Source organism: Variovorax sp. 160MFSha2.1 (genome assembly GCF_048305075.1).
Lineage (GTDB): Bacteria > Pseudomonadota > Gammaproteobacteria > Burkholderiales > Burkholderiaceae_C > Variovorax > Variovorax guangxiensis.
This window is the reverse complement of sequence record NZ_CP157624.1, coordinates 6296344-6319059: the sequence shown is the minus strand read 5'-3', so window position 1 is coordinate 6319059 and position 22716 is coordinate 6296344. Positions and strand designations below refer to the sequence as shown.

Here is a 22716-nt window from a genome sequence, read left to right as displayed (position 1 = left end):
ACCGCGCCCGCGCCGTTCCCGCGTGCGACACCGGCGGCTGCGGGTGGCTTACAGTCCTGCGGTTGCTTTTTCCAGCCTTTTTCGACTCCCGACCATGACCACCCTCGGCACCCCCCTTTCTCCCTCCGCAACCCGCGTGATGCTCCTGGGCTCCGGCGAACTCGGCAAGGAGGTGCTGATCGCCCTGCAGCGCCTCGGCGTCGAGACCATCGCCGTCGACCGCTACGAGAACGCCCCCGGCCAGCAGGTGGCGCACCATGCACGAACCATCACCATGAGCGATCCGGCGCAGCTGAAGGCGCTGATCGAGGCCGAGAAGCCCGCGCTGGTGGTGCCCGAGATCGAGGCCATCGCCACGCCCATGCTGCAGGAGCTCGAAGAAGCCGGCACCGTGCGCGTGATTCCCACGGCCCGCGCCGCCCGCCTGACCATGGACCGCGAGGGCATCCGTCGCCTGGCCGCCGAGACGCTGGGCGTGCCGACCAGCCCCTACAAGTTCTGCGATTCGCTGGCCGAGCTGCAGGCCGCCATCGACGGGGGCATCGGATATCCCTGCATCGTCAAGCCGGTGATGAGCAGCTCCGGCAAGGGCCAGAGCAAGATCGACGGCCCCGCCGACGTGCAGAAGGCCTGGGACTACGCCATGGCCGGAGGGCGGGTCAGTCATGGCCGCGTGATCGTCGAGGGCTTCATCGACTTCGACTACGAGATCACCCTGCTCACCGTGCGTGCCAAGGACGCCACCGGCGGCGTGCAGACGCAGTTCTGCGACCCCATCGGCCACGTGCAGGTCAGCGGCGACTACGTGGAAAGCTGGCAACCCCACCCCATGGCGCCCGCTGCGCTCGCGAAGGCGCAGCAGATCGCGCAGGCCGTGACGGCCGACCTGGGCGGCCAGGGCCTCTTCGGCGTGGAGCTCTTCGTGAAGGGCGACGAGGTCTGGTTCAGCGAAGTCAGCCCGCGCCCGCACGACACCGGCATGGTCACCATGGCCACCCAGTGGCAGAACGAGTTCGAGCTGCACGCGCGCGCCATCCTCGGCCTGCCGGTGGACACCTCGCTCAAGAGCCCGGGCGCCAGCGCGGTGATCTACGGCGGCGTGGACGCCACCGGCATCGCCTTCGACGGCGTGGCCGATGCACTGCGGGTGCCGGGCAGCGACATCCGCCTGTTCGGCAAGCCCGAGAGCTTCACCAAGCGCCGCATGGGCGTGGCGCTGGTGCATGCGGCCGACACCGACACCGCCCGCAAGCTGGCCAAGGAAGCGGCCTCCCTGGTCAAGCCGCGCAAGGCGTAGCCAGTTTCCGCAAGCCGCGCCGCAAGGGCGCGGGCATGGTGCGGGGGCTGCCGGGCCCAGTCGGGTGCGGGTGCGTGCGGATACCGCGGGCACCCGATGCCTCCCACACTGGACGCTCGCAACGATCCACCGGAGACACCATGCTGCACCCCCAGGCGCGCGCCCTGCTGGACTTCATCGAGGCGCGCGGCATTCCGCCGACGCACACCCTGTCGCCCGCCGATGCGCGGGCCTTCTATCGCGAGCGCCGCACCACCACGCAGCCGCTGCCGCCCGAAGTGGCCGAGGTGCGCGACCTCGCCGCCGACGGGCCGCACGGCACCATCCCGGTGCGCCTGTACCGGCCGATGGGCTCCGGCGTGGGGCCTTTGCCGGTGCTGGTGTACTACCACGGCGGCGGCTGGGTCATCGGCGACCTCGACACGCACGACGTGCTGTGCCGCCAGCTGGCCAATGGCGCCGGCTGCGCGGTGGTCGCGGTCGACTACCGCATGGGTCCCGAGCACCGCTTTCCCGCCGCCGTCGACGACGTGCTGGCCGCCACCCGCTGGGTGCGCCGCGAGGCCGCCGCGCTGGGGCTCGATGCGAGCCGCCTCGCGGTGGGCGGCGACAGCGCGGGCGGCAATCTCGCGGCGGTGGTGTCGATCGCCGCGCGCGACGCGGGCGACCTGCCCATCGTCTACCAGCTGCTGATCTACCCGGCCACCGACATGCGGCGCGGCCACGCATCGCACCAGAGCAACGGGCAGGGCTACCTGCTCACGGCGGACACCATCCGCTATTTCCACGACCACTACATCACCGACCCGAAGCACGACCTCGACTGGCGCGCCTCGCCGCTGCTGCACCCCGATCTTTCGAGGCTGCCTCCGGCATTGGTGCTCACCGCCGGCTACGACCCGCTGCGCGACGAAGGCGCCGCGTACGCCGAGGCGCTCACGGCCGCGGGCAACAGCGCGGTCTACGTGTGCTTCGAGCGCCAGATCCACGGCTTCGTGCCGATGGGCAAGGTGCTCGATGAGGCCAATGCGGCGGTCGCGCTGTGCGCCGCCGAACTGCGCCGCGCGTTCGCAGCGGCATAGGGAAAGTCCTCGCGCAAATCGGCGCAAACCCATATCGCGCTGGCGGCCCGCGCCGCTACGATCCAGCCAACAAAGGACGCCGCCACGAAGCGGCAGTCCACCGATGCAGGAGACAAGCACCATGCAGCGAACGAGGACGACGCCGCCGCCCGCGCGCGGTGCCGAGAGGCAAGGCCAACGCCTGATGTGGCTCACGCCGCACCGGGTGTTCTACGCCGGCCTGCTCGGTGCCGCTGCCGAGCGCACGATGGGCGGGCACGGCGTGTACGTGTCGCCCGCCGGCGCGCCGCCCACGCGCATCCGCATCGGCGGCGGAGCCTGGATGAGCGGCGAGTTCATCGTGGTGCCGCCGCACGTGCCGCACGAGGTGGAAACCGCGCATCCGCTGATCTTCAATTTGCTGATCGAGTCGGAGTCCGTCGATCCGGCGCGCATGCCGGCCTTCCTTCAGCACTGCGGCCCGGTCGATGCGCCGGCCTTCGTGCAGCGCGTGCGCGAAGCCCATGCGAACCTGCTCGCTGCCTCCGCGCGCGGCATGAACTTCGAGGGCTTCGACTTCGACACCATGTTCTTCGGCGAGCCGCTCGCGCCGCGCGCGCTCGATGCGCGCATCCGCAAGGTGGCCGACGCCATCAACGCCGATCCGGCCGCACCGGCCTCGGCCGAGGAATGGGCGGCCTCGGTGCACCTGTCGTTCTCGCGCTTCCTGCACCTGTTCAAGCAGGAGACCGGCATGGCCTTCCGTGCATTCAGGGCCTGGAAGCGCGCGCGCAGCCTGCTGCGCTACGTGCGCCAGAGCAGCACGCTGACCGACATCGCGCTCGACACCGGCTACCCTGACTCGACGCACTTCAGCCATTCGATCCGCCAGGTCTACGGCCTCAAGCCCAGCGACATCGTGGCCGGCTCGCGCCGCCTCGTGCTGCACGACGCGGCCGGCGGCAGCGGCGGTTTCACCCGGCAATGAACGCGGCGGAACAGGATCCATGCAGATTCTTCAGCTGCTGCTGTCGGGCATCGCGCAAGGCTGCATCTACGGCCTGATCGCGCTGGGCTTCGTGCTCATCTACAAGGCCACCGAGACGGTGAGCTTCGCGCAGGGCGACTTGATGATGCTCGGCGCATTCGGGGCGTTCGCGGGCATGTCGCTCTTCGGCATGCCGTTCTGGCTCGCGGCGATCCTCGCGGTGGTGGCGATGGCGGCCTTCGGCGTGCTGCTGGAGCTGGTGGTGATCAGGCCGATCCTCGGGCAGCCGCAGTTCTCGATCGTGATGCTGACCATCGGCATCGCCTACGTGGCGCGCGGGCTCGTCACCATGGTGCCGGGCATCGGCACCGAGACGCACACGCTGGCCGTGCCCTACAAGGACGAGATCTGGAAGCTGGGCGAGCTGGTGGTGAACCTGGAGCAGTTCGTGATCATCGTGGCCACCGCCATCCTGTGCGGCCTGCTGTTCGCGATGTTCCGCTACAGCAAGCTGGGCATCGCGATGCAGGCCTCGTCGCAGAACCAGCTCGCGGCCTACTACATGGGCATTCCGGTGAAGCGGCTCAACGGGCTGGTGTGGGGCCTGGCGGCGGCTGTGGCGGCCATCGCGGGCATGCTGCTGGCGCCCATCACCTTCGTGCACGCGAACATGGGCTTCATCGGGCTGAAGGCCTTTCCGGCGGCGGTGGTGGGGGGCTTCGGCAGCCTGCCGGGCGCGATCGTCGGCGGGCTGGTGATCGGCATCGTCGAGTCGTTCGCGGGCTTCTACCTGCCCGACGGTTTCAAGGACACGGCGCCGTACATCGTGGTGCTGCTGATGCTGATGATCAAGCCGAACGGCCTGTTCGGCGAAAAGCTGCGCAAGAAGGTCTAGAAGAAATGTGCCCCCACGCTCGTCACTTCGTGTACTCGCTGCCCCCCGAGGGGGCGCAGGTCCGCCTTGGGGCGGCCCGGCGACGGACCTGAACCATGCGCTTCATCTTCAAAACGAGTTACGACCAGGACATCCGCCTCGCCCGCCACGGCGGCCATGTGTTCTGGTACGGCCTGCTGGTGGCCTTCCTGCTCGCCGCGCCTTGGATCATCGACGAGTACTGGCTCGCGCAGCTGACCTTCGTGCTGATCTACGGCATCGTCGGCCTGGGGCTGATGCTGCTGGCGGGTTTCACGGGGCAGTTCTCCATCGGGCACGCGGCCTTTCTCGGCGCGGGTGCGTACACGCAGGGCGTGCTGACGAACATCGGCGTGCCGTTTCCGCTGGCGCTTGTCGCGGCCGCTGCGCTGTCGGCGGCGGTGGGCGTGGTCGTGGCGTTGCCGGCGCTGCGGGTGAAGGGCATCTACCTGGGCATCGCGACGCTGTCCTTCGGCTTCATTGTCGAGGAGGTGTTCGCGCGCTGGGAAAGCGTGACGGGCGGCAACGCCGGCCTGCATGTGAAGTCGCCGCAGCTCTTCGGCTGGTCGCTGGGCTCGGGCGAGGGCTTCTACTTCCTCTGTCTCGTCGTGGCGGTGCTCGCGACGCTGGGCATCCTGAACCTGCTGCGCTCGCCGACCGGGCGGGCCTTCGTCGCGATCCGCGATTCGGAGATCTCGGCGCAGAGCATGGGCATCCATCTCGCGCGCTACAAGACGATGTCCTTCGCGATCTCGGCCGCGCTCGCGGGGCTGGGCGGCGCGCTCTATGCGCACAAGCTGAGCTTCATCTCGCCGGACCAGTTCAGCATCCTGCAGTCCATCGACCTGCTGCTGATGGTGGTGATCGGCGGGCTGGGCTCGGTGCACGGCGCGTTCCTGGGCGCGATCTTCCTGATCGCGATGCCGCAGCTCATTTCCATCGGCAAGGACTGGCTGCCCGAGGCCATCGGACAGGCGCCGGGCCTGCAAGGTCTGGTGTACGGGCTGGTGCTGATCGCCTTCGTGCTGTTCGAGCCGCTGGGCCTGTACGGGCGCTGGCTGAAGATCCGCACCTGGCTGCAGCTCTTTCCGTTCTACCGCAAGGGCCTGTTCAAGCGGCAGAAGTCGTTCACCAAGTCGGATCGTCTGAGATGAGCGGCGGCGACATTCTTCTTTCGGCCAGGGAGCTGAGCGTGCGCTTCGGCGGCGTGCTCGCGGTCAACAAGGTGAGCTTCGACGTGCGGCGCGGCGAGGTGTTCACGCTGATCGGGCCCAACGGTGCGGGCAAGACGACGGTGTTCAACCTCATCAGCCGCATCTACACGCCGACCACCGGCGCGATCGAGTGGCATGGAGAGGCGGGCGGGCCGCTCGCGCTGACTCAGCAGGCGCCGCACGCCATCGCGGCGCTGGGCATCGCGCGCACCTTCCAGAACATCGAGCTGTTCGAGCACGCGACGGTGCTGCACAACCTGCTGATCGGCCGCCACACGCACCGGCAGACGGGTTTCTGGAGCGAAGTGTTCTTCACGCCGGCCACGCGGCGCGCGGAGATCGCGGCGCGCGAGAAGGCCGAGCAGGTGATCGACCTGCTGGACCTGCAGCACCATCGCGACTCGATGGTGGCGGGGCTGCCCTACGGCGTGCGCAAGGTGGTGGAGCTGGCGCGCGCGCTGTGCACCGAGCCCAAGCTGCTGCTGCTCGACGAGCCTTCCTCAGGCCTCAATGTGGAGGAGACCGCCGACATGGCGTTCTGGATCCAGGACATCCAGCACGAGCTGGGCGTGTCTGTGTTGATGGTCGAGCACGACATGTCGCTCGTGTCGAAGGTGTCGGACCGGGTGCTCGCCATGAACCAGGGCGAGGTTCTGGCGACGGGATCTCCCGGCGAAGTGCAGGCCGATCCGCGTGTCATCGAGGCCTACCTCGGCACGGTGGACGACGTGAGCAGCCTGAGGAGGGTTGCGGCATGAGCGACATCGTTCTCCAGCTGATGAACGTCGAGAGCGCCTATGGCCCGATCAAGGCCATCCGGGGCGTGAGCCTGAAGGTCCGAAAGGGCGAGATCGTGACGGTGCTCGGCTCGAACGGCGCGGGCAAGACGACCATCCTGAAGACCATCTCGGGAATCATCGACCCGCGCAAGGGCAGCATCGAGTTCCAGGGCGCGGACATCACGGCCAAGGACCCGGCCTACATCGTCCAGCAGGGCCTGAGCCACGTGCCCGAGGGGCGCGAGGTGTTCCCGCTGCTGTCGGTGAAGGACAACCTGCTGATGGGCGCCTACACCCGCAAGGACCGCGACGGCGTGGCGCGGGACATCGAGACGGTCTATGCCTACTTCCCGATCCTGCGCGAGCGGGCCGCGCAGGACGCGGGCCTGCTGTCGGGCGGGCAGCAGCAGATGCTGGCGATCTCGCGCGCCATCATGGCCGCGCCGCATCTGATTCTTCTGGACGAACCGAGCCTCGGCCTGAGCCCGAAGCTGACGAAGGAGATCTTCGAGATCGTGGTGCGCATCAACCGCGAGCGCGGCACCACGATCCTGCTGGTGGAGCAGAACGCCAACATGGCGCTCAACGCCGCCGACCACGGCTACGTGCTGGAGAACGGCCGCATCGTGATGGAAGACTCCTGCGAGCGCCTGAGGGAGAAGGAGGACATCAAGGAGTTCTACCTCGGCATGAAGGACGACGGCGTGCGCGGCGAGCGGCGCTGGAAAAAGAAGAAGACCTGGAGATAGTCGCCATGCAGCAAGGACTCTGGGACCTGAACACCTTCGCGCCCAAGCTCGACGTGGTCGTGCCCGGCGACACCATCCCGGCGATGTTCTGGAACGCGGTGAAGCAGCGCGGCGACAACATCTGGATGCGGCAGAAGAAGCTCGGCATCTGGCGCAGCTGGAGCTGGCACCAGACCGCCGACGCGGTGCGCGAGATCGCGGCGGGGCTGCAGGCCATCGGCTTCGCGCCGGGCGAGTGCGCGTCGATCCTGTCGAACACCGTCATCGAATGGGTGCTCGCCGACCTGGCGGTGCTCAGCTGCGGTGGCGTGTCCAACGGCATCTACCCGACCGACGCGGCCTCTCAGGTGCACTACCTGTGCGAGGACTCGCGCACCACCGTGCTTTTCGTGGAGGACGACGAACAGCTCGACAAGGCGCTCGAGGTGCGCGCCGGCCTGCCCGGGCTGCGCCGCGTGATCGTATTCGACATGGAGGGCCTGCGCGAGCTCGACGACGCCGGCGTGATGAGCCTCGACGCGCTGCGTGCCCTCGGCCGCGAGCGCCTGTCGGCCGACCCGCAGGCGGTGGAGCGCACGGTCGCGGCCTGCCGTCCGGAAGACCTGGCCATCCTCGTCTACACCTCGGGCACCACCGGCAAGCCCAAGGGCGCGATGCACAGCCACGCGGGGCTGGTGTACACGGCGCGCGGCTACAACACGCTGGTGGCGCAGGACGACAAGGACGAGCGCATGTGCTTCCTGCCGCTGTGCCACATCGCCGAGCGCATGGGCGGCGAGTATTTCGCGATGTACACCGGCTCGATCCTCAACTTCGTCGAGAACCCGGAGACGGTGCCCGAGAACGTGCGCGAGATCGCACCCACCGTGTTCACTGCGGTTCCGCGCGTGTGGGAGAAGTTCTATTCCGGCGTGATGATCGCGCTGAAGGAAGCGAGCCCGCTGCAGCAGGCGGCCTACAGGTGGAGCATCGGCGTGGGCGAACGGATCGCCGAGCGCGTGCTGGCAGGCCAGCCGGTGGGGGCAGGGCTGAAGCTCAAGTTCAGGCTGGCGCGCGCGCTCGCGCTGGACAACGCGCGCAAGCTCATCGGCATCCACCGCTCGCGCTTCCTGGTGACGGGCGCGGCGCCCATCTCGCCGGAGCTGGTGAAGTGGTACCTCGCGCTGGGCGTGCCGATGCTGGAGGTGTGGGGCATGACGGAGTCGTGCGGCGCCTCCACCGCGGTGCCGGCCGCGCGCATCAAGCCGGGCTCGATCGGGCCGGCCACCAGCTACAACGAGGTGCGCGTGGACCCGGCTACCGGCGAGATCCTGGTGCGCGGCCCCAATGTCTTCATGGGCTACCTCAACCTGCCGGAGAAGACGGCCGAGACCATCGATGCCGACGGCTGGCTGCACACCGGCGACGTGGGCGTGATGGACGAGGACGGGTATTTCCGCATCACCGACCGCATGAAAGACATCATCATCACGGCGGGCGGGAAGAACGTGACGCCCAGCGAGCTGGAGAACGAGCTCAAGTTCAGCCTCTACATCACCGATGCCGTGGTCATCGGCGACAGGAGGCCCTACCTCACGGTGATCGTCATGATCGACCAGGAGAACGTCGAGAAATTCGCGCAGGACAACGACGTGCCGTTCAGCAACTACGAGAGCCTGACGCGCGCCAAGGAAGTGCAGGAGCTGATCCAGGGCGAGATCGATCGCGTCAACGCCAAGTTCGCCCGCGTGGAGCAGATCAAGAAGTTCTTCCTGCTGGAGACGCAGCTCAGCGCCGAGGACGAGGAGCTCACGCCCACGATGAAGCTCAAGCGCAAGCTGGTGCAGGCCAAGTATGCGCAGCGCATCGAGGCCATGTATGGATAAGGCTCGCCCCCAGGCTTCGCGCACTTCGTGTCGCGCACGCCTTCCCCCTACCGGGGGCAACACCAGCGGCCCGGCGAAGCCGGTTCCGCGGTGTTTCTGGAAAAGGCCAGGCAGTGTGTTTTTCAACAGGCAAGGAGACAACGCAATGACGAAGCTCAAGACACTGACGACGCTGGCCGTGCTGGGACTGACCGCGACGCTCGCGTCCGCCCAGCAGCAACAGGGCGTGACCAAGGACGAGATCCGCATCGGCACCATCCAGGACCTGTCGGGCCCGCTCGCGGGCTTCGGCAAGCAGGCGCGCAACGGCATGCAGCTGCGCGTGGACGAGCTCAACGAGCAGGGCAACGTCAACGGCCGCAAGCTCAAGCTCTTCGTGGAGGACTCGGGCTACGACCCGAAGAAGGCGGTGCTGGCGGCCCAGAAGCTGGTGAACCAGGAGAAGATCTTCATCATGGCCGGCCATATCGGCACGGCGCAGAACATGGCGGCGATGCCGGTGCAGTTCGACAAGAACGTCATCAACTACATGCCCATCACCGCGGCGCGCGAGATGTACGAGCCGCTCAACCGGCTGAAGTATTCGTTCGCGGCCACCTACTACGACCAGATCCGGCTGGCGCTGCCGAAGATGATCAAGGACAAGGGAGCCAAGAAGGTCTGCACCATCTACCAGGACGACGAGTTCGGCCTGGAGGTGCAGCGCGGCGCCGAGGCGGGCCTGAAGGCCGCGGGCATGGAGCTGACGGAGAAGACATCGTTCAAGCGCGGCGCCACCGACTTCAGCTCGCAGGTCGCGAAGATGAAGGCCGCCAATTGCGACCTCGTGGTGCTCGGCACCATCATCCGCGAGACCATCGGCACCGTGGGCGAGGCACGCAAGACCGGTTTCAATCCGACCTTCCTGGGCTCCAGCGCGGCGTACACCGACCTGATCCACAAGCTCGGCGGCAAGGCGATGGACGGCATCTACGCCACCATGACCGTGCAGAATCCCTACACCGACGAGCAGTCGCAGCCGCTGCGCTTCTGGGCCAACAAGTACAAGACCAAGTTCAACGAGGATCCGACGGTGTTCTCGGTGTACGGCTACGTGATCGTCGACTCGTTCATCAAGGCCGCCACCAAGGCCGGCCCGAACCTCACGACCGACAGCTTCATCAAGGCCATGGACAGCATGACCTTCGAGCCCGACATGTTCGGCAGCCCGAAGAGCACGTACACGGCCACCAAGCGCCTGGGCAACGATCAGTCGCGCCTGTCGCAGATCAAGGACGGGAAATGGGTCGTCGTGTCTGACTATGTGACACCATAGCGGGCACCATGCCCAATTACTGGTTGATGAAATCCGAGCCCGACGAGGTCTCGATCGACGATGCGCTCGCCGCGCCCGATGCCACCGTGGCCTGGACCGGCGTGCGCAACTATCAGGCACGCAACTTCATGCGCGACGGCATGAAGGTCGGCGACGGCGTGCTGTTCTATCACTCGAGCTGCCCGGAGCCGGGCATCGCCGGCATCGCGCGGGTGGCCTCGGGCATCAAGCCCGATCCGACGCAGTTCGATCCGAAGTCGCCCTACTACGACGCGGCGTCGAAGAAGGACGATCCGCGCTGGCTGCTGGTGGACGTGCAGGCGCTGCGCAAGACGCGCCTGCTGGCGCTGCCCGAGTTGCGCGCCAGGCCCGAACTGGCCGAACTGGTCGTGCTGCGCAAGGGCAACCGGCTGTCGATCACGCCGGTAGAGCCGGCGCACTGGAAGATCATCGAGAAGATGCTGGCCTGAACCAGCTGCCGGCTGTCGGCTTTTCAGCCGAGCTTGTTCAGGATCGGGAACAGCTTGCCGAGCCCGTCGGCCATCACCTCGACGGCGAGCGCGGCGAGGATCAGGCCCATCAGCCGGGTCATGATGTTGATGCCCGTCTTGCCCAGCACGCGTGCGATCGGCTGAGCGAGCGAGAAGGCCAGGGCGGTGGCCAGCGCCACCACCACGCCGTAGCCGACCAGGATCGCCAGCTCCCACAGGTGCTGCGCCTTGTCGGCGTAGATCACCACGGTGGAGATGGTGGCCGGCCCGGTGAGCAGCGGGATGGTGAGCGGCACCACCGCGATCGACGCGCCCATCGACGCCTTCACCTCGGTGGCGCGCAGCTCCTCGACGTTGGTCTTGCTCTCGGCAGGCTTGGCATTGAGCATCGACAGCGAGCTCATGAGCAGCAGCAGCCCCCCGCCGACCTGGAAGCTCGCGATGGAAATGCCGAAGAAGGACAGCAGCTGCAGCCCCAGCAGCGCGCTCACGGCGATCACCACGAAGGCGCTGAAGGCCGACATGCGCACCGTGTGGCGGCGCTGCGCGTCGCTGTAGCCCTGCGTGTAGTGGATGAAGAAGGGCACGATGGCCAGCGGGTTGACGATGGCCACCAGCGTCACCAGCGGCTTGATCAGGTCCATCGATGTGCTCATGCTCAGCGGCCTCCGGTGACGTCGAGCAGGGCCGTGGTGGTGTAGCTCGCCTCGGGCGAGAGCAGCCACAGGATGGCGCCGGCGATCTCCTCGGCGGTGCCGGTGCGCTTCATCGGCACGGTCGGTGCGAGCTCGAAGGCGCGGTCGGGCAGGCCGCCCGAGGCGTGGATCTCGGTGTCGATCAGGCCGGGGCGCACCGCGTTGACGCGGATGCCTTCCTCGGCCACTTCCTTGGCCAGGCCGATGGTGAAGGTGTCGATGGCGCCCTTGCTCGCGGCGTAGTCGACGTACTGCCCCGGCGAGCCCAGCCGCGCAGCGCCGCTGGAGATGTTGACGATGGCGCCGCCCGAGCCGCCGTAGCGCGTGCTCATGCGCCGCACCGCCTCGCGCGCGCAGATGAAGCTGCCGATCACGTTGATGCGGAACATGCGCTCCAGCCGCGCGAAGCTCATTTCGTCGACGCGCGCAGTCATGTCGACCACGCCGGCGTTGTTGACCAGCGCGGTGAGGCGGCCGAAGCGGGCATCGACCTTCCGGAACATGGCCAGGACCTGTGCCTCGTCGCCCACGTCGGCCTGCACGGCCATGGCGTTGCCGCCGTTGTCGCGGATGGTGCGCACCACCTCGTCGGCGGCCAGGGAGTTGGTGGCGTAGTTGACGGCCACTGCGTAGCCGCGGCTGGCCGCGAGCAGGGCCGTGGCGGCGCCGATGCCGCGACCGCCGCCGGTGATCAATAGCACCTGGTCCAAAACCTACCTCCTGCAGAGAAACTGCGTGTCAGTTAAAACGACTGGCTTGGATTACATCATCGGGGCATGCACATGAGCACCGGCAAGACCATCGACTACTACTTTGCACCCCAGAGCCCGTGGACCTACTTGGGGCATTCCCGCTTCGAGGCGATCGCCGCGGCCGCGGGCGCCACGGTACGGGTGCGGCCCATCGACATGGGCAGCGTGTTCCCGGTGTCGGGCGGGCTGCCGCTGGGCAAGCGGGCGCCGCAGCGGCAAGCCTACCGGCTGGTCGACCTGGCGCGCTACTCGAAACACCTGGGGCTGCCGCTGAACGTCAAGCCGAAGTTCTTCCCGGTGGCCAGCGACGACGCGGCGCGCGTCATCATCGCGGTCGACATGCACGACGGCACCGAGGCCGCCATGCGCATGTGCGCGGCGGTGTTCCAGGCCGTGTGGGTGCAGGAGCGCAACATCGGCGACCCGAAGGTGCTCGACTCGCTGGTGGTCGAATGCGGGCTCTCGCCCAAGCGCGGCGAGCAGTCGCAGAGCCAGGCGGTGCAGGAGCGCTACGAGGCCTACACGCAGGAGGCCATCGACATCCAGGTGTTCGGCGCGCCCAGCTACGTGATCGACGGCGAGATTTTCTGGGGGCAGGACCGTCTCGACTTCGTCGAGCGCGCGCTGCGCCCGTAACCCCGGCATCCCTTCTTTTCTTCGGATGCCATCAAGGAGCAAGACAACATGGGTCAATTCATCGATCTCAAGGCCAAGGACGGCCTGAGCTTTCCCGCCTACGTGGCCGAGCCGTCGGGCAAGCCGCGCGGCGCGGTGGTCGTGGTGCAGGAAATCTTCGGCGTGAACTCGCACATCCGCTCGGTGGCCGACGGCTACGCGGCCGAGGGCTACCTCGCCGTGGCGCCTTCGACCTTCCAGCGCGTGAAGCCGGGCGTGGAGCTGGGCTACTCGGAAGACGACATGAAGAACGGCTTCGGCCTGAAGACGGCTGTCGAGGCGTTGCCGGCACCGGGCGTGCTGCAGGACATCGAAGCTGCCATCGCCTATGCGTCGAAGGCGGGCAAGGTAGGCATCGTCGGCTACTGCTGGGGCGGCCTGCTGACCTGGCGCGCTGCCGCGCTGCTGCCAGGCCTGTCGGCGGCGGTGCCCTACTACGGCGGAGGCATGACCTCGCCGGAGGAAACGGCACGCCAGCCCAAGGTGCCGGTACTGGCCCACTTCGGCAACCAGGACCACTGGATTCCGCTGGACACCGTCGAGGCGTTCAGGAAGGCGCATCCCGAAGTGGAAGTGCACGTCTACCCGGTGGGCCACGGCTTCAACTGCGACCAGCGCGGTTCGTACGACGCCGACGCGGCCAAGCTGGCGCGCGAGCGCACGCTGGCCTTCTTTGCGAAGCACCTCGGCTGAGGCCTTCTCGCGAATGAGGAAGCCCGGTGCATGCCGGGCTTCTTTCATTGTCAGGACGCCGGTTTGCGCTTCAGGCCGGGCCCGTCGCCCACGCGGGTCTGCAGGAAATCGAGCAGCGCGCGCAGTGCGGCGCTGTTGTGGCGTCGCTGCAGGTACGCGGCCGAAAGCCACATGTCCTTGCGTGTGTAGCCCTGCAGCACCGGCACCAGCTCCCCATGCTCGATGTGCGACTGCACGAGGATCGAGGGCAGGTAGATCACGCCGAAGCCGCGCATCGCGACGCGGATCAGCGGCGCGCCCTCTGTGCAGTCCATGCGGCTCTTGACGTGCACGTCCAGAGGCTGGCCGCCGTCGTCGAAGCGCCATACCGGTTGCGCGCCGAGCAGCGAGTGGGTAAGGGCCTCGTGGCTGGCCAGGTCTCGCGGGTGCTCGGGCTTGCCGTGCTTCTTCCAGTAGATGGGCGAGGCGCAAACCACCATTTCCATGAGCCGGAGCTTGCGCACGATGAGGTTGGCGTCTTCCACGGGGCCACTGCGGATGTCGACGTCGATGCCTTCCTCGGCGAGGTCGACGGTGCGGTTGGTCAGCTGCAGGCTGATGCTCACGTCGGGGTAGTAGCGCATGAAGTCGGCCAGCAGGTTCGGGAACTCGCCATTGCCCATGCCGTGCGGGGCCGAGATGCGCAGCCGGCCGCCGGGCTGGCTGGCGCGCTCCTGCAGTTCCGCCTGGGTGAGTTCGACCATCTCCAGCACCGGGGTGCTGCGCTCCAGCAGCAGCTGGCCGGCGTCGGTGAGGCTCACGGAGCGGGTGGAGCGGTTCAGAAGACGCACCCCGAAGCGGGTTTCCAGCTCGGCCACATACTTGCTGACGGTGGCCTTCGACATATCCAGCCTCTTGGCTGCCTGGGAGAAGCTGCCGTGCGAGGCGACCTCCCGGAAGGTTCTGATCAGATCGAGACTGTCCATGTGGATGGGTCCATTGTTTCCGTTTTGGGAACGCGATGGTTCGATTCTCCCGGGTTTTTCCTAGCTGGCTTGGGCGACACTTGCGTTACACGCCGACGTCGCCAGCCTGGCTGGGTCGTTGGAAGGAACTGAAATGAAGACCCCGAACATCGTCGCTGCCGCCCTTTTGTCGCTCTTTGCCGCCTCCGGCGCGCTGGCGCAGGGCTTCGAGCCGGTGCAGCCGCTCAAGGCCGTCACCAGCCCCAGCGATGTGGCCGCCGGTGCCGACGCCGCGGCGCGGGACGGGAATGTCTACGGCGACGTGGTCGCCGCGCCCCTGACCTCGCGGCCCAGTTCGCTCGACCGGGCATCGATTCGCGCCGAGGCCGTGGCCGCCGCCCACGCGCCGAACCAGAACCTCGACCGCCGCGCCTTCGTCAACAGCGAAGTGCCGCCGCAATTCCAGGGCGCCAGGCGCTAGGCCGGAAGTTTCTCCTCTCGGGCAAGGCCGGGCCGGTGCAAAACCGGGCCCGGCTTTTTGTTTTGCATGCCTTCATGTCGCCATTGTTTCAATAGAGGAAACACGGTGTCTCTGAACCGGGTGTTCTGGCAACGCCGTTCCCCCGGAAACTCGCCGCACAGGCTCGCGAACCAGCAGGCCTGGTGGACGAACCATCCAGAGAACACCCTAGGAGAAATGACCATGAAGACCTCGCAAATCCTCGCAGCCGCCGCCCTCGCCCTGCTCGCCGCCACCGGCGCCCAGGCTGAAACCTACCAAGGCGTGAACACCGCCGTCACGACCAAGAGCCGCGACGAAGTCAACGCCGAAGCCGTGCGCACCGCCGCTGCACCGAACCAGAACGTCGTGCGCGGTTCGCGCGGCGCGGAAACGGTTGCCGTGTCGAAGGACCGCTCGATCGTGGAAGCCGAAGCCGTTCGCACCGCCTACGCTCCCGACCAGAACGTGACCTCCGGTTCGCGCGTGAACAGCAAGGTCATCTCGACCATGCAGCACCCGATGGACGCTCGCGTTCAGGCACAGCAAGGTTCGGGCGCCGTCGCCAAGTAATAGAAGCGGCCCCGCTGGGGTCGTCGAAATCGAAAAGGGCCACGCGAAAGCGTGGCCCTTTTCTTTGGCGCGACAGATCTGGAGCGTCGGCGTGTCAGCGCGTGCGGGCGAGGTAGCGCTTGCGCCAGAAGATCACGACCAGCAGCACGGCGATGACCAGCATGGATGTCATCGCGATCCAGAAGCCGTCGGCCTTGTGCACCAGCGGGATGAATTCGAAGTTCATGCCGAAGATGCCGGCGATGAGGTTCAGTGGCAGGAACACGGCGGTGAGCACCGTCAGCACCCGCATGATGTCGTTGGCGCGGTGGCCCTGGACGCTGAAGTGCATCTGCACGGCCGTCTCGGCGTTCTGCTCCAGCCGGTGCACGTGGTGCACCACGCGCTCGATGTGCTCGAGCACGTCCCGGCTGCGGATCATGATGAGTTCCCGCTCGCGCTGCTCCGTCTCGCCCTTGGGCACGGGCAGCGTTTCGAGCGAGTCGATCCAGTCCTGCATGGCGGCGCGCTGGTCCTCGCAGATCTCGTCCAGGTGGTGCAGCGACTGGCGCGCCTCCATCAGCGCGCCCCAGTTGGTGAAGCGGCTGCGCGGGTCGATCAGCTCGGTCTGCCAGTGGTCGAGCTGCTTGGTGAGCTCGCGCCGCAGGTCGAGGTAGCCGTCGACGATCTGGTTGATCACGCGCAGCATCAGGTCTGAAGGGCTGGTCGGCAGGCGGGCCGAGGTGGCGCGCACGTCGAGCGCCGGGGTGGCGCCGTCGGTCGAGGCCGCGGCCAGCAGCCGGGCGGCGAAGGCGTCGCGCACCGCGCCATCCTCGGGGTGCACCGACAGCAGGACGCGGTCGAACACGGCGAAGCCCACCGGCCGGGTGTCGACGCGGCGCAGCACGGGCGGGCCGCTGCGGGGCTGGCGCGGCGCGGTGGCTGAGACCGGGGCAGGCGGCGCCTCGTTGCCATTGCCTTTGCCGTTTCCCAGCGCCGCCTGGCCCTGGCCGTTGGCCAGCCGCCGGAACACCAGCACGTCGTACAGCGAGGTGTAGTCGTAGTGCGAGGGCAACTGGTCGTTGAGCAGGTCGGCCACATGCAGGTCGACCAGCTGCGTGAGGCACAGCGTCTGCAGGATCTGCTGGACCTCGGCCAGCGAGGCCCGGAATTCATCCCGCGTGAGCGAGATCCAGAGGTAGCCGCTGGCGCCGCAGGCGCCCGGCACGGCCAGCGGCGCCAGCGCGGCGTGCTCGCTGACCTGTGACCGGTTGATTTCGAAGATGCGCATGCCCGGTTGCCGGCGCGCCGTTACTTCTGCAGCAGGCGCGCGGCGTCGAGCGCGAAATAGGTCAGCACGCCGTCGGCGCCGGCGCGCTTGAAGGCCAGCAGGCTTTCGAGTACCACGGCGTCGTGGTCGAGCCAGCCGTTCTGGGCGGCGGCCTTGAGCATCGCGTACTCGCCGCTCACCTGGTAAGCGAAGGTGGGCACGCGGAATTGGTCCTTCACACGGCGCACGATGTCAAGGTAGGGCATGCCGGGCTTCACCATCACCATGTCGGCGCCCTCGGCGATGTCGATGGCGACTTCGCGCAGGGCCTCGTCGCTGTTGCCCGGGTCCATCTGGTAGACCTTCTTGTTGCCCTTGCCGAGCGTGGCGGCCGAGCCGACCGCGTCGCGGAAGGGGCCGTAGAAGGCGCTGGCGTACTTGGCGCTGTAGGCCATGATGCGGGTGTGGATGTCGCCGCGGGCCTCGAGGGCGTTGCGGATGGCGCCAATACGGCCGTCCATCATGTCGCTGGGCGCCACGATGTCCACGCCGGCTTGCGACTGCGCGAGCGCCTGCTTCACCAGCACCTCGACGGTCGCGTCGTTGAGGATGTAGCCGGTGTCGTCGAGCAGGCCGTCCTGGCCGTGGCTGGTGTAGGGGTCGAGGGCGACGTCGGTCATCACGCCGAGCTCCGGAAAACGCGCCTTCAGGGCGGCCACCACGCGGGGGATCAGCCCGTCGGGGTTGAAGGCCTCGCGGCCGTCGGGCGTCTTGAGACTGGCGTCGATCACCGGGAAGAGTGCCATCACCGGGATGCCGGCCGCCACGCACTGCTCGGCCACGGGCAGGAGCAGGTCGAGGCTCAGGCGGTCGACGCCGGGCATCGAGGGGACGGCATCACGGCGCTTCTCGCCTTCCTGGACGAACACCGGGTAAATCAGATCGTCGACCGTCAGTGCGTGCTCTCGCACCAGGTTGCGGGTGAAAGCGTCGCGGCGCAGGCGCCGCGGCCGCCCGGCGGGGAACATGGCCAGGGGGGAAGATGATGACGTCATATATCCAAAATTGTGCCTGAAGCGACTGTTTACGACTCCTCGGCACGGGCGTTCGGTTGTCCTACAACTACGGAAATTAGTAGAACCAAGGTTTTCAGTTTTTTGCTTTAAATGTCAAAGAAAGTGGCGCAGTCGCTTGAAACCTTGTTTCGTCTTTGTTAAATTCTGACGCGGGCGGCTTGCCGCCCCCCGCTTTTCCTCCCTGAGCGGGTGCCTTGATGTGTGACAGCAAAAGGGCTTCCCAGCCCGACGTGAAGACGTCGGGCTTTTTTTTGCCTGTCGTACGAGTAGGCTGCCCCAAAACAGGGCTTTGCCGCGGAGAGGGCGCCACTAAACTGCCGCCATGCTCTGGGTCAAATCTCTACACATCGTCTTCATTGCAAGCTGGTTCGCGGGGCTGTTCTACCTGCCGCGGATCTTCGTGAACCTGGCGATGGTTCCGCCCGAATCGGTGGCCGAGCGCGAGCGCCTGCTGCTCATGGCGCGCAAGCTCCTGAGGTTCACGACCTTCCTGGCGGTTCCCGCGATCGGTTTCGGCCTGTGGCTCTGGCTGGGCTACGGCATCGGGCGCGGCCCGGGCAACGGCTGGATGCACGCCAAGCTGGCGCTGGTGCTGGTGGTGATCGGCTACCACCACGGCTGCGCGGTACTGCTTCGCCGCTTCGCGGCCGGCGAGAACCGGCGCAACGACCGCTGGTTCCGCTGGTTCAACGAGCTTCCGGTGCTGCTGCTGCTGGGCATCGTGATCCTGGTGGTCGTCAAGCCGTTCTGAGCCGCGCACCGATGCCCACGGTGGATCGGCCGCAGCACAAGTCAGCCGCGCTCCCGCTGGCGCTCGCCTACGGGGCGCTGATCGTCTACGCCAGCCTCTATCCGTTCGCCGACTGGCGCGACCAGGGAATCGCGCCCTGGGCGTATCTCTCGGCGCCCTGGCCGAAATATTGGACCGGCTTCGACTTCGCGGTCAACGTCGCGGGCTACGTGCCCTTCGGCTTCCTGTGCGCGCTGGCGGTGCTGCGCACGGGGCGCGCCGCCGGGGTATGGCCTGCGGTGCTGCGCGCCACCGTGGCGGGAGCGGCGGTTTCCTTCGCCATGGAGACGCTGCAGAGCTACCTGCCGGCGCGCATTCCTTCCAATGTGGACCTGGGGCTCAACACTGCCGGCGCGATCGTCGGCGCCGTGCTGGCGGCGGGGCTCGAGCGGCTGGGTGCGGTGGCGCACTGGAGCCGCGCGCGCTCGCAGTGGTTCGCCGAGGATTCGCGCGGCGCGCTGGTGCTGCTGGCGCTGTGGCCCTTCGCGCTGCTCTTTCCGGCGGCCGTCACCTTCGGGCTGGGACAGGTGTTCGAGCGGCTCGAGGTTGCGATTTCCGAATGGCTGCTCGACACGCCCTTCATCGACTGGCTGCCACTGCGCCAGTTCGAGCTCGAGCCGCTGGTGCCGGCGGTCGAGCTGCTGTGCGTGATGCTGGGCGCGCTGGTGCCCTGCCTGCTGGGCTATCTGGTGGCGCGCTCGGTGGTGCAGCGGGCGGTGCTGCTGCCGCTGACGCTGCTGTCGGGCATTGCGGCCTCGGCGCTTTCGGCGGCGCTGAGCTACGGGCCCGAGCACGCCTGGGCCTGGCTCGGGCTGCCGGTGCAGGTCGGCATGGCGGCGGCGCTCTTCGCCGGCGTGCTGCTGCTGTTCGCGCCGCGCCGCCTGTGCGCGGCGCTGCTGCTGATGGGGCTGGTGCTGCAGCTGAGCCTGCTGAACCAGGCTCCCGAAAGCGCGTACTTCGCGCAGACGCTGGCCACGTGGGAGCAGGGGCGCTTCATCCGCTTCCACGGGCTGGCGCAGTGGCTGGGCTGGGTGTGGCCCTATGCGGTGATGGTCTACGTGGTGGCGGCCCTGTCGCGCCGCGGGCGGTCCGGTGCGGCTCCGACGAGTTGAGTGTGTGCGGATTGCTCGGTCGGAGCGAGGGTAGCGAGGGTGGTCACTAAAATCCGCCGATGCCCAGCTCCACCTCAGCCGCACCGTCCGGCTACTACGGCCGCCACATCTTCTTCTGCCTGAACGAGCGCAAGAACGGCGAGGACTCCTGCGCCATGCACAACGCTCAGGAAGGCTTCGACCGCTGCAAGGCGAAGGTCAAGGAGGAGGGGCTATCGGGGCCCGGCAAGGTGCGCGTCAACAAGGCAGGCTGCCTCGACCGCTGCGCGGGCGGGCCGGTGGCCGTGGTGTACCCCGAGGCCGTCTGGTACACCTTCGTCGACAGCGAGGACATCGACGAGATCGTCGAGTCGCACCTGAAGAACGGCAAGGTCGTCGAGCGGCTGCTGCTGCCCCCGAACGTCGGACGCTGAACTTTTACGCCGGCCCCCTGCTCGTACCTGCGCCAATGAATTCCCAGACCGAAAAGATCAGCCTCCAGGGCGCCGCCGGCGCGATCGAGGTTCAGCGCGACCAGCCCGCCGGAACCCCGCGCGGAATCGCGGTCATCGCGCATCCGCATCCGCTGTTCGGCGGCACCATGGACAACAAGGTGGTGCAGACGCTCGCGCGTGCCTTCGTCGCCAGCGGATGGACCACGGTGCGCTTCAATTTCCGCGGCGTGGGTGCCAGCGAAGGCGTGCACGACGAGGGGCGCGGCGAGTTGGAGGACATGCTGAATGTCGTCGGCCAGCTCGCGCCCGAGGGACCGGTGGCGATCGCCGGCTTCTCCTTCGGCGCCTTCGTCGCGAGCGGTGCCGTCGCAAAGCTGTGGGCCGGGCGCGAGATCCGGCAGATCGTGCTGGTGGGCACGGCCGCCGCGCGCAACAACGTGGCGGCGCTGCCCTTGGAGGCGCATGAGCGCACGCTGGTGGTCCATGGCGAGGCCGACGACACGGTGGCGCTGTCCGCCGTGATGGACTGGGCGCGGCCGCAGTCACTTCCTGTCACAGTCATCCCCGGGGGCGGTCATTTCTTTCACGGACAATTGCCGCTGCTCAAGGGTCTGGTCGTCCGCCATCTGCGCGCGGACATCGCTTGAAAGCCTCTTCGGCTTGTTTTCGTCTCTTTCCGAACTCCCAATGAACCGTTTTCTTGGCGTGCTTCGCACGCTGGTCTTTACCGCCGCCGCCTCCTTCAGCCTGATCGCCGCCGCCCAGATGCCGGCGCCGCCTGAAATCGCCGCGCGCAGCTATCTGCTGCTGGACGTGACCGCGAACCAGATCCTGGCCCAGAAGGACATCGACAGCCCGGTCGAGCCGGCCTCGCTCACCAAGCTGATGTCCGCCTACGTGGTGTTCGACGCGCTGCGGGCCAAGAAGATCACGCTGACCCAGACCCTGCCGGTCAGTCCCCGCGCCTGGAAGATGCCCGGCTCTCGCATGTTCATCGACCCCAAGATGCAGGTGCCGGTGGAAGACCTGATCAAGGGGCTGATCGTGCAGTCGGGCAACGACGCCACGGTCGCGCTGGCTGAAGGCGTGGGCGGCACGGTGGAGCATTTCGTCGAAATGATGAACGCCCAGGCCAAGGCGCTGGGCATGAAGAACACCACCTACAAGAACCCCGAAGGCCTGACGGCGCCCGGCCACACCACCACGGCCCGCGACCTGAGCATCCTGGCGACTCGCCTGGTGCGCGATTTTCCCGAGGAAGCCAAGTACTACGCCATCAAGAAGTACCGCTACCCGGGCACCCCCTCGACCAACGACACCAACCGCAACCTGCTGCTGTTCCGCGATCCGACCGTCGACGGCCTGAAGACCGGCCATACCGAAGCGGCCGGCTACTGCATGATCGCCACCGCCAAGCGCGACTTTCCCAACCTGACGGGCGGACGCCGCCTGCTGTCGATCGTGCTGGGCACCACGGGCGAGACCGTGCGCGCCAACGAGTCGCAGAAGCTGCTGAACTGGGGCTACACGGCCTATGACGCCGTGCGCCTGTTCGATGGCGGCCAGCCGGCGGCCACGCCGGCGGTGTGGAAGGGCAAGGCCAACGTCCTGAAGCTGGGCCGCCCCGAGCCGATCGTGGTGGCCGTGCCGACGGGCTCGGCCAACAAGATCAAGACCCAGGTGTCGCGCCCCGACCCGCTCGTGGCGCCGTTCACCAAATACCAGGCGGTCGGCTCGCTCAAGGTCACGCTGGACGACCAGCCCCTGGCCGACGTGCCGCTGGTGGCCCTGGAGCCGGTCGAGCAGGCCGGCGTGTTCGGCCGCGCCTGGGACGCCCTGCGCCTCTGGATCAAGTAAGCCGGGGGAGGGAAAAGAGCCAAGCAAGGGCTGCTGGCGGGCATCCGCGGCAGCCGACTTTGCCGTTTCGGGGCTCCTTTGCTATACTCGTGGGCTTTTCGGAATTTTCCGAAGGGTTTCACGTTTTCGTCATTCCCGGCCTCCTTGAGTCACGACAAGGGTGGCTTCACAGCCAGGGCCGGGCGTTTCTCGTTTTGGGGACTTTTTAATTCATGCCAACCATCAATCAACTGGTGCGTCAGGGTCGAACGGTCGAAAAGATCAATTCGAAGAGCCCTGCCATGCAGAACTCGCCGCAACGTCGCGGCGTCTGCACCCGCGTCTACACCACGACGCCGAAGAAGCCGAACTCGGCTCTGCGTAAAGTCGCCAAGGTCCGCCTGACCAACGGCTTCGAAGTCATTTCCTACATCGGCGGCGAAGGCCACAACCTCCAGGAACACAGCGTCGTGCTGGTCCGCGGCGGTCGTGTGAAGGACTTGCCCGGTGTTCGCTACCACATCGTTCGCGGTTCGCTCGACCTGCAAGGCGTGAAAGACCGCAAGCAGTCGCGTTCCAAGTACGGCGCGAAGCGTCCCAAGAAGGCCTGATAGGTCTTCCTGTCGTCAAAAACAAACGGTGTTCGGTTACCTTGGCGGGTACATCGAACGAAGTGACCCACTGTCGGGTCGAGTAAGTGAGAGTCCTGACTGGCT

25 protein-coding genes are annotated in these 22716 nt (G+C 67.2%); 20 read left to right on the top strand and 5 right to left on the bottom strand.

The features are described 5' to 3' along the window. The first annotated feature begins 94 nt into the window (after positions 1-94). The 10 genes from purT to ABL838_RS29165 all read left to right on the top strand — a co-directional run bounded on the left by purT (position 95) and on the right by ABL838_RS29165 (position 10651). Positions 95-1297 carry a formate-dependent phosphoribosylglycinamide formyltransferase gene (purT, locus tag ABL838_RS29210; RefSeq protein WP_369660541.1) on the top strand — a complete coding sequence of 401 codons (1203 nt, stop codon included), beginning with the start codon at positions 95-97 and terminating at the stop codon, positions 1295-1297. 140 nt (positions 1298-1437) lie between these two features. Further along, positions 1438-2379, top strand: a complete 942-nt coding sequence (locus ABL838_RS29205; RefSeq protein ID WP_418123117.1) for an alpha/beta hydrolase — start codon at positions 1438-1440, stop codon at positions 2377-2379. 121 nt (positions 2380-2500) lie between these two features. After that, on the top strand, positions 2501-3346 hold the full coding sequence (locus ABL838_RS29200) for a helix-turn-helix domain-containing protein (RefSeq protein WP_418123116.1): 846 nt from the start codon (positions 2501-2503) through the stop codon (positions 3344-3346). Positions 3347-3365: 19 nt separating this feature from the next. Continuing rightward, positions 3366-4241, top strand: a complete 876-nt coding sequence (locus tag ABL838_RS29195) for a branched-chain amino acid ABC transporter permease (protein ID WP_418123115.1) — start codon at positions 3366-3368, stop codon at positions 4239-4241. 95 nt (positions 4242-4336) lie between these two features. Further along, the gene (locus ABL838_RS29190) at positions 4337-5413 is read left to right on the top strand and encodes a branched-chain amino acid ABC transporter permease (protein ID WP_369660544.1); all 1077 of its coding nucleotides are present in this window, start codon (positions 4337-4339) and stop codon (positions 5411-5413) included. After that, positions 5410-6231 carry an ABC transporter ATP-binding protein gene (locus ABL838_RS29185; protein ID WP_418123113.1) on the top strand — a complete coding sequence of 274 codons (822 nt, stop codon included), beginning with the start codon at positions 5410-5412 and terminating at the stop codon, positions 6229-6231. Before ABL838_RS29190 ends, ABL838_RS29185 begins: the two co-directional genes overlap by 4 nt. Continuing rightward, positions 6228-7001: an ABC transporter ATP-binding protein gene (locus ABL838_RS29180; RefSeq protein WP_126025503.1), complete on the top strand. Its 774-nt coding sequence runs from the start codon at positions 6228-6230 to the stop codon at positions 6999-7001. Before ABL838_RS29185 ends, ABL838_RS29180 begins: the two co-directional genes overlap by 4 nt. A gap of 5 nt (positions 7002-7006) precedes the next feature. Beyond that, positions 7007-8866, top strand: a complete 1860-nt coding sequence (locus tag ABL838_RS29175; RefSeq protein WP_418123111.1) for an AMP-dependent synthetase/ligase — start codon at positions 7007-7009, stop codon at positions 8864-8866. 145 nt (positions 8867-9011) lie between these two features. Further along, positions 9012-10181 (top strand): ABC transporter substrate-binding protein, encoded by a 1170-nt coding sequence (locus tag ABL838_RS29170; protein ID WP_019657798.1) that lies wholly within the window; start codon positions 9012-9014, stop codon positions 10179-10181. Positions 10182-10189: 8 nt separating this feature from the next. After that, complete coding sequence (locus ABL838_RS29165) at positions 10190-10651, top strand: EVE domain-containing protein (RefSeq protein ID WP_184607608.1); 462 nt, start codon at positions 10190-10192, stop codon at positions 10649-10651. Between the two features lie 23 nt (positions 10652-10674). Here the strand turns inward: ABL838_RS29165 and ABL838_RS29160 are convergent, their stop codons facing one another. After that, positions 10675-11328: a MarC family protein gene (locus ABL838_RS29160; RefSeq protein WP_019657800.1), complete on the bottom strand. Its 654-nt coding sequence runs from the start codon at positions 11326-11328 to the stop codon at positions 10675-10677. 2 nt (positions 11329-11330) lie between these two features. Beyond that, the gene (locus ABL838_RS29155) at positions 11331-12077 is read right to left on the bottom strand and encodes an SDR family oxidoreductase (RefSeq protein WP_126183867.1); all 747 of its coding nucleotides are present in this window, start codon (positions 12075-12077) and stop codon (positions 11331-11333) included. Between the two features lie 72 nt (positions 12078-12149). Between ABL838_RS29155 and ABL838_RS29150 the strand changes: the two genes are divergently transcribed. Both ABL838_RS29150 and ABL838_RS29145 read left to right on the top strand, forming a co-directional pair. Further along, positions 12150-12755, top strand: a complete 606-nt coding sequence (locus tag ABL838_RS29150) for a 2-hydroxychromene-2-carboxylate isomerase (protein ID WP_126025508.1) — start codon at positions 12150-12152, stop codon at positions 12753-12755. 48 nt (positions 12756-12803) lie between these two features. Continuing rightward, positions 12804-13487, top strand: coding sequence for a dienelactone hydrolase family protein (locus ABL838_RS29145; protein WP_184639772.1), 684 nt, complete (start codon positions 12804-12806; stop codon positions 13485-13487). Positions 13488-13537: 50 nt separating this feature from the next. Here the strand turns inward: ABL838_RS29145 and ABL838_RS29140 are convergent, their stop codons facing one another. Then, positions 13538-14452: a LysR family transcriptional regulator gene (locus ABL838_RS29140; protein ID WP_369660552.1), complete on the bottom strand. Its 915-nt coding sequence runs from the start codon at positions 14450-14452 to the stop codon at positions 13538-13540. Between the two features lie 133 nt (positions 14453-14585). On the opposite strand from ABL838_RS29140, the gene ABL838_RS29135 reads away from it, so the two are divergent. Continuing rightward, entirely contained in the window at positions 14586-14912 is a 327-nt protein-coding gene (locus ABL838_RS29135) for an alpha/beta hydrolase (protein WP_184639776.1), read from the top strand. A gap of 222 nt (positions 14913-15134) precedes the next feature. Then, a complete protein-coding gene (locus tag ABL838_RS29130) occupies positions 15135-15503 on the top strand; it encodes a DUF4148 domain-containing protein (RefSeq protein ID WP_418123108.1) in 369 nt (122 codons plus the stop codon). Positions 15504-15597: 94 nt separating this feature from the next. Here ABL838_RS29130 and ABL838_RS29125 read toward each other — a convergent pair whose 3' ends face one another. Further along, positions 15598-16773, bottom strand: coding sequence for a magnesium transporter CorA family protein (locus ABL838_RS29125; RefSeq protein ID WP_184639780.1), 1176 nt, complete (start codon positions 16771-16773; stop codon positions 15598-15600). A 20-nt stretch (positions 16774-16793) separates the two neighbouring features. Beyond that, entirely contained in the window at positions 16794-17807 is a 1014-nt protein-coding gene (hemB, locus tag ABL838_RS29120; RefSeq protein WP_240650835.1) for a porphobilinogen synthase, read from the bottom strand. Between the two features lie 343 nt (positions 17808-18150). Between hemB and ABL838_RS29115 the strand changes: the two genes are divergently transcribed. The 6 genes from ABL838_RS29115 (at position 18151) to rpsL (ending at position 22611) form a co-directional block, all read left to right on the top strand. After that, positions 18151-18579 (top strand): CopD family protein, encoded by a 429-nt coding sequence (locus ABL838_RS29115; RefSeq protein WP_176664998.1) that lies wholly within the window; start codon positions 18151-18153, stop codon positions 18577-18579. A gap of 11 nt (positions 18580-18590) precedes the next feature. After that, entirely contained in the window at positions 18591-19730 is a 1140-nt protein-coding gene (locus tag ABL838_RS29110; protein WP_126025514.1) for a VanZ family protein, read from the top strand. Between the two features lie 59 nt (positions 19731-19789). Next, a complete protein-coding gene (locus tag ABL838_RS29105) occupies positions 19790-20143 on the top strand; it encodes a (2Fe-2S) ferredoxin domain-containing protein (RefSeq protein WP_369660553.1) in 354 nt (117 codons plus the stop codon). Positions 20144-20178: 35 nt separating this feature from the next. Next, complete coding sequence (locus ABL838_RS29100) at positions 20179-20811, top strand: alpha/beta hydrolase (RefSeq protein WP_418118222.1); 633 nt, start codon at positions 20179-20181, stop codon at positions 20809-20811. A 40-nt stretch (positions 20812-20851) separates the two neighbouring features. Then, positions 20852-22021, top strand: coding sequence for a D-alanyl-D-alanine carboxypeptidase family protein (locus ABL838_RS29095; RefSeq protein WP_418118221.1), 1170 nt, complete (start codon positions 20852-20854; stop codon positions 22019-22021). Positions 22022-22233: 212 nt separating this feature from the next. Continuing rightward, positions 22234-22611 carry a 30S ribosomal protein S12 gene (gene rpsL / locus ABL838_RS29090; RefSeq protein WP_013543948.1) on the top strand — a complete coding sequence of 126 codons (378 nt, stop codon included), beginning with the start codon at positions 22234-22236 and terminating at the stop codon, positions 22609-22611. Positions 22612-22716 lie beyond the last annotated feature (105 nt).

Coding starts and splice junctions, on each gene's coding strand:
- purT (WP_369660541.1), top strand. CDS start 95: ATGACCACCCTCGGCACCCCCCTTTCTCCCTCCGCAACCCGCGTGATG.
- ABL838_RS29205 (WP_418123117.1), top strand. CDS start 1,438: ATGCTGCACCCCCAGGCGCGCGCCCTGCTGGACTTCATCGAGGCGCGC.
- ABL838_RS29200 (WP_418123116.1), top strand. CDS start 2,501: ATGCAGCGAACGAGGACGACGCCGCCGCCCGCGCGCGGTGCCGAGAGG.
- ABL838_RS29195 (WP_418123115.1), top strand. CDS start 3,366: ATGCAGATTCTTCAGCTGCTGCTGTCGGGCATCGCGCAAGGCTGCATC.
- ABL838_RS29190 (WP_369660544.1), top strand. CDS start 4,337: ATGCGCTTCATCTTCAAAACGAGTTACGACCAGGACATCCGCCTCGCC.
- ABL838_RS29185 (WP_418123113.1), top strand. CDS start 5,410: ATGAGCGGCGGCGACATTCTTCTTTCGGCCAGGGAGCTGAGCGTGCGC.
- ABL838_RS29180 (WP_126025503.1), top strand. CDS start 6,228: ATGAGCGACATCGTTCTCCAGCTGATGAACGTCGAGAGCGCCTATGGC.
- ABL838_RS29175 (WP_418123111.1), top strand. CDS start 7,007: ATGCAGCAAGGACTCTGGGACCTGAACACCTTCGCGCCCAAGCTCGAC.
- ABL838_RS29170 (WP_019657798.1), top strand. CDS start 9,012: ATGACGAAGCTCAAGACACTGACGACGCTGGCCGTGCTGGGACTGACC.
- ABL838_RS29165 (WP_184607608.1), top strand. CDS start 10,190: ATGCCCAATTACTGGTTGATGAAATCCGAGCCCGACGAGGTCTCGATC.
- ABL838_RS29160 (WP_019657800.1), bottom strand. CDS start 11,328: ATGAGCACATCGATGGACCTGATCAAGCCGCTGGTGACGCTGGTGGCC.
- ABL838_RS29150 (WP_126025508.1), top strand. CDS start 12,150: ATGAGCACCGGCAAGACCATCGACTACTACTTTGCACCCCAGAGCCCG.
- ABL838_RS29145 (WP_184639772.1), top strand. CDS start 12,804: ATGGGTCAATTCATCGATCTCAAGGCCAAGGACGGCCTGAGCTTTCCC.
- ABL838_RS29140 (WP_369660552.1), bottom strand. CDS start 14,452: ATGGACAGTCTCGATCTGATCAGAACCTTCCGGGAGGTCGCCTCGCAC.
- ABL838_RS29135 (WP_184639776.1), top strand. CDS start 14,586: ATGAAGACCCCGAACATCGTCGCTGCCGCCCTTTTGTCGCTCTTTGCC.
- ABL838_RS29130 (WP_418123108.1), top strand. CDS start 15,135: ATGAAGACCTCGCAAATCCTCGCAGCCGCCGCCCTCGCCCTGCTCGCC.
- ABL838_RS29125 (WP_184639780.1), bottom strand. CDS start 16,773: ATGCGCATCTTCGAAATCAACCGGTCACAGGTCAGCGAGCACGCCGCG.
- hemB (WP_240650835.1), bottom strand. CDS start 17,807: ATGACGTCATCATCTTCCCCCCTGGCCATGTTCCCCGCCGGGCGGCCG.
- ABL838_RS29115 (WP_176664998.1), top strand. CDS start 18,151: ATGCTCTGGGTCAAATCTCTACACATCGTCTTCATTGCAAGCTGGTTC.
- ABL838_RS29110 (WP_126025514.1), top strand. CDS start 18,591: ATGCCCACGGTGGATCGGCCGCAGCACAAGTCAGCCGCGCTCCCGCTG.
- ABL838_RS29105 (WP_369660553.1), top strand. CDS start 19,790: ATGCCCAGCTCCACCTCAGCCGCACCGTCCGGCTACTACGGCCGCCAC.
- ABL838_RS29100 (WP_418118222.1), top strand. CDS start 20,179: ATGAATTCCCAGACCGAAAAGATCAGCCTCCAGGGCGCCGCCGGCGCG.
- ABL838_RS29095 (WP_418118221.1), top strand. CDS start 20,852: ATGAACCGTTTTCTTGGCGTGCTTCGCACGCTGGTCTTTACCGCCGCC.
- rpsL (WP_013543948.1), top strand. CDS start 22,234: ATGCCAACCATCAATCAACTGGTGCGTCAGGGTCGAACGGTCGAAAAG.